General features: G+C 58.0%; 7 protein-coding genes. All 7 read left to right on the forward strand.

The features are described from left to right. Positions 1-1,635, forward strand: a 1,635-nt coding sequence (locus JWR98_RS22840) for an RHS repeat domain-containing protein (RefSeq protein WP_205491265.1), incomplete at its 5' end; no start/stop codon positions are given. Next, positions 1,632-1,964, forward strand: a complete 333-nt coding sequence (locus JWR98_RS22845) for a hypothetical protein (RefSeq protein ID WP_078734841.1) — start codon at positions 1,632-1,634, stop codon at positions 1,962-1,964. The genes JWR98_RS22840 and JWR98_RS22845, both read left to right, overlap by 4 nt. 149 nt (positions 1,965-2,113) lie before the next feature. Further along, entirely contained in the window at positions 2,114-2,359 is a 246-nt protein-coding gene (locus tag JWR98_RS22850) for a hypothetical protein (protein ID WP_225908827.1), read from the forward strand. Positions 2,360-2,580: 221 nt separating this feature from the next. Then, a complete protein-coding gene (locus JWR98_RS22855; RefSeq protein WP_205491266.1) occupies positions 2,581-3,720 on the forward strand; it encodes a Fic family protein in 1,140 nt (379 codons plus the stop codon). Between the two features lie 74 nt (positions 3,721-3,794). Beyond that, complete coding sequence (locus JWR98_RS22860; RefSeq protein WP_003176346.1) at positions 3,795-4,037, forward strand: exodeoxyribonuclease VII small subunit; 243 nt, start codon at positions 3,795-3,797, stop codon at positions 4,035-4,037. After that, positions 4,034-4,921 carry a (2E,6E)-farnesyl diphosphate synthase gene (ispA, locus tag JWR98_RS22865; RefSeq protein WP_205491267.1) on the forward strand — a complete coding sequence of 296 codons (888 nt, stop codon included), beginning with the start codon at positions 4,034-4,036 and terminating at the stop codon, positions 4,919-4,921. Before JWR98_RS22860 ends, ispA begins: the two co-directional genes overlap by 4 nt. Before the next feature lie 110 nt (positions 4,922-5,031). Continuing rightward, positions 5,032-6,930, forward strand: a complete 1,899-nt coding sequence (dxs, locus tag JWR98_RS22870) for a 1-deoxy-D-xylulose-5-phosphate synthase (RefSeq protein WP_078734843.1) — start codon at positions 5,032-5,034, stop codon at positions 6,928-6,930. Positions 6,931-6,999 lie beyond the last annotated feature (69 nt).

Consider the following 6,999-nt stretch of genomic DNA (forward strand, 5'->3'; position numbering starts at 1 on the left):
GTCGACGACGGCCACTGGGCGCTGGCCTACGAATACGATCCACAAAACCGCCTCACCGCCGAACATCAAGGCTGGGGCACTTTGCGCTATGGCTACGACGCCTGCGGCCAACTTCAACATTTACGCCTGCCAGACAACAACCGCCTGGTGTTCAACCACACTAAAGGCGGCCACCTTGCCACCGTACAACTCAACGGTGCGCTGCTCACCTCGCACCTCTTCAAATCCGGCCAGGAGCACCAACGCCAACAAGGCCAGCTTCTCAGCCACTACCACTACGACGACCAGCACCGCCTGCACGCCCACACCGTCACGCAACAGGAAAATTACTTCTACCAACGCCACTACGACTACGACCCATCCGGCAACCTCACCCGCCTCAACGACACCCGCAAAGGCGAACACCACTACCGCTACGACCCGCTCAACCGCCTCACCCACGCCAACCACTCGCAAGACCAGCAAGAACGCTTCGCCCACACCCCCGCCGGCAATCTGCTCATGCAAGACCGCCCCGGCCCTGACATCGTCGCCGGCAACCGCCTGATGATCCAGGGCGACCGGCATTACGACTACGACGCCTTCGGTAACCTGATCCGTGAACGGCGCGGCAAAGGGCATCAACTCGTTACCGAGTACCGCTACGACTGCCAGCACCGGTTGATTGGCCTCACCCAGCCCAACGGCCAAACCGCCAGCTACCGTTATGACCCGTTTGGGCGGCGTATCAGCAAAACCGTTGACGACATCACCACCGAGTTTTTCTGGCAAGGCGACAAGCTGATTGCTGAGCATCACGCGGACCGCCATCGCAGCTATCTCTATGAGCCGGACAGTTTCCGGCCGTTGGCGCTGCTGAAAGGCTTCGGCCCAGACGAAACAAAACCCTACCACTACCAACTCGACCACCTCGGCACACCCCAGGAGCTGACCGCCCCAGACGGAGAAATCGTCTGGTCCGCCCACTACCGCGCCTACGGCCAAATCAGCCGACTCGACGTCGGAAAAGTCGACAACCCGCTACGCTTCCAGGGCCAATACTTCGACCAAGAAAGCGGACTGCACTACAACCGCCATCGCTACTACAATCCAGATATTGGTCGTTACCTGACGCCAGACCCGGTGAAGCTGGCGGGAGGGATCAACGCCTACCAGTACGTACCCAGTCCGACGGGATGGATAGACCCATTAGGGTTAAGTACCTGCCCTGGGGAAGATCGTTGTAAGGCAGAGGTAACTGCTAATGACCCAACCAAAACTGTAAAAGCTGATGAAGGAGACCCTGTATTACCAAAAGCAGGAGGTGCTGAGCGATCAGCTAAATACTCAGCGAATTGGAAAACAGCCGACTTGAATGAAAACATTGTCAAATTTGCCGGCGCCGATCCAACCGTGACCAAGACAGATAAAGGTAAAAAAATATACAAGAACCCTCTCAATGGCGTTGAAATTGTAGAGGACATCAATGGAAACTACTTCAGGATCTACGACCCATCACTACCGGGATCGAGACGATACTTAAGTCTTGAAGGCGTCGTACCCAACAACAAGACATCTCCTTCAGGAAAGCAAATGGGCAGAACACAAAGTGAATACAATGAAGCCACTCATTTCAACAAGGAACCAAAACAATGAAGATAATTTGTGTCCCACTTACACCGGAGGCCATGAGGCTATTAGATACAAATGATTGCCCAGACTCTCTACTTGAAAGCATTCACCTCACCGAGGAAGAGTATAAAAAACTTCTGACCTCTGGCGCAGTGGAAGCTATAAATAAAACCCTGGGGAAAATAATTGACGACTACGAAGACGAAACTATCAATACCAATGAGGACCTCAGCAAGGCACTAGCGATATTCGAAGCCCATCTGACACCTGAAAACTCATCAGTAATAAAAAAAATGATCCACCTGAACACAGTCGCAATCAAGAACCATACAGGACTGTTTTTTTTCTTCTAGCCTAATGCATACACTTAATAAAGAGCTTTTATCAGCATTATCAACGGCGCAAGCGAGGGTGCGCCGAGTCGCTGGATTCGCATAGAGTTAAGCGCAAAAACAACTCACGGCCACCCTATTCCAGAACAAGAATTCAGGAGATTAACCAAATGAGCTCGTTAGATTTCATAAAAGGCAATATCACCTATAATAAGCTTTCTTTGCTGGGAAATTCTACGATTGAAGATCAAGTACACAACCTGAAGGAGGAACTGCTACAGGTGGAATGCCCGGACGGCTTCTTACTTGACGCAGGTTGGTTTCCTTCATTCGATACAAAGGGACATCTTCAAATAAAGATCATCAAAAACCATGACTGGACTCCCTCCTCTAACTTTTACCGCGCAATCAATTGATACTAATGAGCTATCTAGAAGAAGAAATAGACGAAACCCTTAACAATTTTCATACCTTGATTACAGGCGCAGCACCTTCTCATACAAGTTCATCTTCACCTGCAATTACCTCACTGCCACAAAGCACCGCCATGGACGCCGAGCCAAATAAAATGCACAATCGGCTCACCATATGAGCCGAATAACCTCTCTATTCGGCTCACGCACCCAGGCGCTCCCTCATGGACCATCCACACTGGATCTGGCAACACGTCGACTGGCCGCATTTCCACTGGCAACCCGCCCGTCTGGCCGTCTTGTTACGCGAATGTGGGCAAGCCCAAGGTCGGCTCCTAGGTATGCTAGGTTCCTTCCCCCAGGAAGTCAGTGCGCAAAATGAGTTGGATGCGCTGCTGCAAAATATCCTGACCTCTTCTGCGATCGAAGGTGAGCAACTGAATGTTGGCTCCGTTCGCTCCTCGCTGGCACGACGCATGGGCTTGGAGGCGATGAATGACGGCCAGGTCAGCCGCCGCAGCGAAGGCCTCGCCGAGCTGATGATGGATGCAACTCAGCAATTCACCCTGCCTTTTACGCTCGACAGGTTATTGAACTGGCATCACTTGTTGTTCCCGGCGCCGGAGGCAGGCTATGCCGCCCGAGCACTCAATATTGGATCATTGAGGGGAGACGAGCCGATGCAGGTAGTGTCGGGGCGCCTTGATCGGCCGACTGTGCATTTCGAGGCTCCGCCGCGCCTGGGCCTGGAGCAGGCACTGGATGACTTTCTGGAATGGTTCGAAACCAGTCGCGATCAACCGGAACTGGACCCCCTGGTGCGTGCCGGCGTGGCGCATTTCTGGTTTGTCACGCTGCATCCGTTCGATGACGGCAACGGTCGGTTAACACGTGCCATTACCGATTTGGCATTGGCCCAGGGCGAACACCAATCCATCCGTTTTTATGCCATGTCGGCCAGTATCCTCGAGGACCGCGCCGGCTATTACAGCGCGCTGGAATCCAGCCAGAAAGCCACACTGGATATCACCGCCTGGCTGGAATGGTTCCTCAAAACCCTGTTGCGCAGCGTACAACAGGCAATGGCGCGGATAGACCGAGTAGTGGGCAAGAGCCGGTTCTGGCAGCAACACCGCGACCTTGCGTTGTCCTCCGAGCAGATAAAAGTTCTCAACCGCTTACTCGACGGCGGTGAAAGGGGCTTCGAACACGGCATCAGCGCCGCGCAATACCAAACAGTGGCAAAGGTCTCCAAAGCGACGGCCACACGCCACCTGGCCGACCTGCTGGAAAAAAACTGCCTGATCCGTCTCCCCGGAGGCGGCCGCAGCACGCGTTATCAGGTCAATACAGCAGACCGCTGACACCCCGCTCATTTGCCCCCATCCCCCATGTCTGCTAGTGTCGCGCCGGTTTACCGTCTACCGGAATTGCCGCCATGGCCCGCAAAAAAGTTGCACTCGATTTCGAACAATCCCTCGCCGACCTGCAAACCCTGGTCGAGCGTCTGGAGAACGGCGAGTTGTCGCTGGAGGACTCGCTGACGGCGTTTGAGCAGGGCATCGGCCTGACCCGCGACTGCCAAAGCGCGCTGGCGCAGGCGGAGCAGAAGGTACAGGTGTTGCTGGAACGTGACGGGGAGTTGGCCGAAGAACCTTTCGATGCGGAACAGCCGGAATGATCGACGCGTATCAGGCCAATAGCCAAGCCCGGGTCAATGCGGCGCTGGAACCCTTGTTTGTTGCGCCAAGTCCGCAAATGAACCGTCTGTACGAAGCCATGCGCTACAGCGTGATGAACGGCGGCAAGCGTGTGCGTCCGTTGCTGGCCTATGCCGCGTGTGAAGCCCTGGGCGCGCCGGCCGAGCAGGCCAATGGCGCGGCGTGTGCGGTGGAGCTGATTCACGCCTACTCCCTGGTACACGACGATTTGCCGGCGATGGACGACGACGACCTGCGTCGCGGCCAGCCGACTACCCACAAAGCCTTTGATGAAGCCTATGCGATCCTCGCCGGTGACGGTTTGCAGAGCCTGGCGTTCAGTGCATTGCTGGACCCGGGCTTGAGCAGCGTCAATGCCGAGATCCGCCTGCGCATGGTCACCGCCCTGGCCCTGGCTGCCGGCCCGGCCGGCATGGTCGGCGGGCAGGCCATCGACATGGGTTCGGTCAGCCTCAAGCTGGATCAGCAAGCCCTCGAACACATGCACCGCCACAAGACCGGCGCGCTGATCGAGGCTGCCGTGCAATTGGGCGCGCTGGCCAGCGGCCGCGCCGAAGCCGCGCAATTGGCGGCCTTGCAGACTTACGCCCGGGCCATCGGCCTGGCGTTTCAGGTACAGGACGATATTCTCGACGTAGAGAGCGACACCGCCACCCTGGGCAAGCGTCAGGGCGCCGATATCGCACGGGACAAACCGACTTATCCGGCACTGCTCGGGCTTGCTGCGGCCAAGGCGTATGCCTTTGAGTTGCGCGACCAGGCCCTGGACGCCCTGCGACCTTTCGACGCGGCGGCCGAGCCGTTGCGTGACCTGGCGCGGTACATCGTCGAACGCCGCCACTGATAACCGCGGCCATTGCAGCCGCATATCGGCCAAGTTCGGCGCTCCGCGTGGGCAGTTTGCGATGCTTGAGGTAAACTGCCGCCTCTTCTATACCTATAACGATTCGCCTGATGCCCACGACGTTTCAAGAGATTCCCCGCAAGCGCCCGTCCACGCCCCTGCTCGACCGTGCTGCCACGCCGGACGGCCTGCGTCGACTGGGTGAAGCCGAGCTGGAAACCCTGGCCGATGAATTGCGCCTGGAATTGCTCTACACGGTCGGCCAGACCGGTGGGCATTTTGGTGCCGGCCTGGGCGTCATCGAGCTGACCATCGCCTTGCATTACGTGTTCGACACCCCGGACGATCGGCTGGTGTGGGACGTTGGCCACCAGGCGTATCCGCATAAAATCCTCACGGGCCGCCGCGAGCGCATGAGTACCCTGCGCCAGAAGGACGGTGTTGCCGCCTTCCCGCGTCGTTCCGAGAGCGAGTACGACACCTTTGGCGTCGGCCACTCCAGCACCTCAATCAGCGCTGCGCTGGGCATGGCGATTGCTGCCCGCCTGCAAGGCAGCGATCGCAAGGCAATCGCGGTGATCGGTGACGGCGCGCTGACCGCCGGCATGGCCTTCGAAGCGCTGAACCATGCGCCGGAAGTGGACGCCAACATGCTGGTGATCCTCAACGACAACGACATGTCGATTTCGCGCAATGTCGGTGGTCTGTCGAATTATTTGGCAAAGATTCTCTCCAGCCGTACCTACGCCAGCATGCGCGAAGGCAGCAAGAAAGTGCTCTCGCGCCTGCCTGGCGCGTGGGAAATTGCCCGTCGTACCGAAGAATACGCCAAGGGCATGCTGGTTCCCGGCACGCTGTTCGAAGAGCTGGGCTGGAACTACATAGGCCCGATCGACGGGCATGACCTGCCGACCCTGATCGCCACGCTGCGTAATATGCGTGACCTCAAGGGCCCGCAATTCCTGCATATCGTCACCAAAAAGGGCAAAGGTTTCGCCCCGGCGGAAGTCGACCCGATTGGTTACCACGCGATCACCAAACTCGAACCCCTGGACGCTCCCGCCGCCGCGCCGAAAAAGGCCAGCGGGCCGAAGTATTCCGGTGTGTTCGGCGAATGGTTGTGCGACATGGCCGCCGCCGACCCGCGCCTGGTGGGGATTACCCCGGCGATGAAGGAAGGCTCCGACCTGGTTGCCTTCAGCGAGCGTTTCCCGCTGCGCTACTTCGATGTCGCGATTGCCGAGCAGCACGCCGTCACGTTTGCCGCAGGCATGGCCTGTGAAGGCGCCAAGCCGGTGGTGGCGATCTACTCGACTTTTCTGCAGCGCGGTTATGACCAGTTGGTGCATGACGTCGCGGTACAGAACCTCGATGTGCTGTTCGCCATCGACCGCGCCGGTTTGGTCGGCGAAGACGGCCCGACCCATGCCGGCAGCTTCGACCTGTCTTACCTGCGCTGCATTCCCGGCATGCTGGTGATGACGCCAAGCGACGAAAACGAGCTGCGCAAGATGCTCAGCACCGGCCACCTGTACAACGGCCCGGCCGCCGTGCGTTACCCGCGCGGCAATGGCCCGAATGCGCTGATCGAAAAAGACCTGGAACCGATCGAGATCGGTAAAGGCATCGTGCGTCGCCAGGGCAGCAACGTCGCCTTCCTGGTGTTCGGCGTGCAGTTGGCCGAAGCGCTGAAAGTCGCCGAGAAAATCGACGCCACCGTGGTCGACATGCGCTTTGTCAAACCGCTGGATGAAGCCTTGGTGCGCGAAATCGCCGGCAGCCACGCGTTGCTGGTGACCGTCGAAGAAAACGCCATCATGGGCGGTGCCGGTGCGGCGGTCAGTGAGTTTCTGGCGCGGGAGAATATCCTCAAGTCGGTGCTGCATCTGGGCTTGCCGGATGTGTATGTCGAACACGCCAAGCCGGCGCAGATGCTGGCGGAGTGTGGACTGGATGAGGCAGGCATTGAGGCATCTGTGCGCCAGCGTATGGCGCTGCTCTCCCTGTAGAAACCGGATCAAAATGTGGGAGGGGGCTTGCCCTAATGCCAGTCAGTTAAGGCTTTGAAGGGGTAAAAA

The organism is Pseudomonas lactucae (assembly GCF_016937615.1).
GTDB classification, from domain to species: domain Bacteria; phylum Pseudomonadota; class Gammaproteobacteria; order Pseudomonadales; family Pseudomonadaceae; genus Aquipseudomonas; species Aquipseudomonas lactucae.

What these genes read in the sequence shown, in the direction of transcription:
- JWR98_RS22845 (WP_078734841.1), top strand. Translation starts at nt 1,632, where the DNA reads ATGAAGATAATTTGTGTCCCACTTACACCGGAGGCCATGAGGCTATTA.
- JWR98_RS22850 (WP_225908827.1), top strand. Translation starts at nt 2,114, where the DNA reads ATGAGCTCGTTAGATTTCATAAAAGGCAATATCACCTATAATAAGCTT.
- JWR98_RS22855 (WP_205491266.1), top strand. Translation starts at nt 2,581, where the DNA reads ATGGACCATCCACACTGGATCTGGCAACACGTCGACTGGCCGCATTTC.
- JWR98_RS22860 (WP_003176346.1), top strand. Translation starts at nt 3,795, where the DNA reads ATGGCCCGCAAAAAAGTTGCACTCGATTTCGAACAATCCCTCGCCGAC.
- ispA (WP_205491267.1), top strand. Translation starts at nt 4,034, where the DNA reads ATGATCGACGCGTATCAGGCCAATAGCCAAGCCCGGGTCAATGCGGCG.
- dxs (WP_078734843.1), top strand. Translation starts at nt 5,032, where the DNA reads ATGCCCACGACGTTTCAAGAGATTCCCCGCAAGCGCCCGTCCACGCCC.